Here is a 1,416-nt window from a genome sequence, read left to right as displayed (position 1 = left end):
CTAACTGATTTTCAAGATAGAAGTCAGCAATCGTTTACAGTCGGAAAGAGAACGCAAGAGAAAGAGAAGTACTCAGCAAAGTTAATAGATAGTTTCCAAAACGACAACCCCACATAAATAAATGGCATCTGGAACAACTCGATATAAGTACGAAACCGATAAAGGAAACGTGTTTTGGGCACGTACTGACAATGACTCAGAGCTAAGCTCTGTTCGCGGTGCCGCTCCAACAGAAGCAGCGATAGAGAATCTTACTTTTGAATTCTCGAAAAACTCTAAAGAAGTTGGTTGTAGACCTCGGCACTGCATTCTAAAACTCAAAAACACTGGCACAGGTACAGGTTGTTTATTGCCCCCAGGTCAAACTACCAAGCGCGTGATCGTCCTGAAACCCGATACTAACCCGCCCCAAGGAACTGAAATCACAGTAAACGGACGTGTTTGGATTGTTGGCTCAGTGATCGGCGAACAGATGCGTTAACCGCAGACGCATCAACAGAATTTAATCTCAGAAAAAAATAAACTAAAAAGAAAGAGAAACAAAATGGCTAGAGGCATTGCGAGAAAAGACTTTGATTATGAAGTCGATATTAAAGACTCTCAAGGGACTGTATCTGTAGGGGCGCGGATGTTAATCAGTATGGATAAATTTAATACTGGTACAGCCGACAACAAGGTTAAAGAATCTACTAGCACAGTAGTTAGGATTCCTAGCCACATCACCTTAAGTAAAAACGAGCGAGAGTATGGAGTACACCCCCGTTACGCTCTTTGCGAATATGCCGATACAGCACAAGCAGCGGCTTGTTACGGTGTAACCCCGAAACGGCTTGTTGAAATTCCGATTTTGACTTTGGCGCAGTTTGCAGATTTAAAAGAATACGATTACGAAACAGGCGGCACACAGACCAAAACGACATTGATCGTAAACCACAGCTTTGATGGCTCTGCTGGATTGACTTACAGAATCAAGAAGCTGGTAAACCAAGTCCACGTATAAAAAAATATGTCTGAACAAGAACAAGCGATCATACAGCTAAATAATCAAGTTTCAGACATTAATGCGAGGTTAAGAGTCATTGAGAACTTATTAACCTCGCATCAACAAATTTCTAATGCAAAGCAAAAGGCAATCCCAAAAATAGAGCGACATTACACAACTGTTAACGAAGGTTGGTATTCGGAAAATTCTGGAATTGTTTTATAAACAATGAAATGAACATTAACGATTTAGTGACACCTAGCATTATGGCTGGCATAGGCTGGATAGGGCTTTTAGCAAAAACCTACTATACAGACATGGCTAAATTAGCGGTAAAACGCTCAGAACTAGATCAGCAAAATGAACAGCGCAGAATTGAAAAATCTGAGCAATATTTTGAGATGTTGCTGACAAGATTATTGCTTCAGGCTGGA

The 1,416-nt window shown here is 40.8% G+C and carries 4 protein-coding genes; all 4 read left to right on the top strand.

Annotated features, from left to right (window positions below):
• Positions 1-121: 121 nt before the first annotated feature.
• Positions 122-481: a hypothetical protein gene (locus tag CQ839_RS24580; RefSeq protein WP_103670931.1), complete on the top strand. Its 360-nt coding sequence runs from the start codon at positions 122-124 to the stop codon at positions 479-481.
• A gap of 63 nt (positions 482-544) precedes the next feature.
• A complete protein-coding gene (locus CQ839_RS24575) occupies positions 545-1,000 on the top strand; it encodes a hypothetical protein (RefSeq protein ID WP_103670930.1) in 456 nt (151 codons plus the stop codon).
• A 6-nt stretch (positions 1,001-1,006) separates the two neighbouring features.
• A complete protein-coding gene (locus CQ839_RS24570) occupies positions 1,007-1,207 on the top strand; it encodes a hypothetical protein (protein ID WP_103670929.1) in 201 nt (66 codons plus the stop codon).
• Between the two features lie 8 nt (positions 1,208-1,215).
• On the top strand, positions 1,216-1,416 hold a 201-nt coding region (locus CQ839_RS24565; protein ID WP_146048812.1), incomplete at its 3' end, for a hypothetical protein.

Origin of the sequence: Pseudanabaena sp. BC1403 (assembly GCF_002914585.1) — a bacterium.
Lineage (GTDB): Bacteria > Cyanobacteriota > Cyanobacteriia > Pseudanabaenales > Pseudanabaenaceae > Pseudanabaena.
The sequence above is the reverse complement of the archived record's forward strand: the minus strand, read 5'-3'. Positions and strand labels throughout refer to the sequence as shown.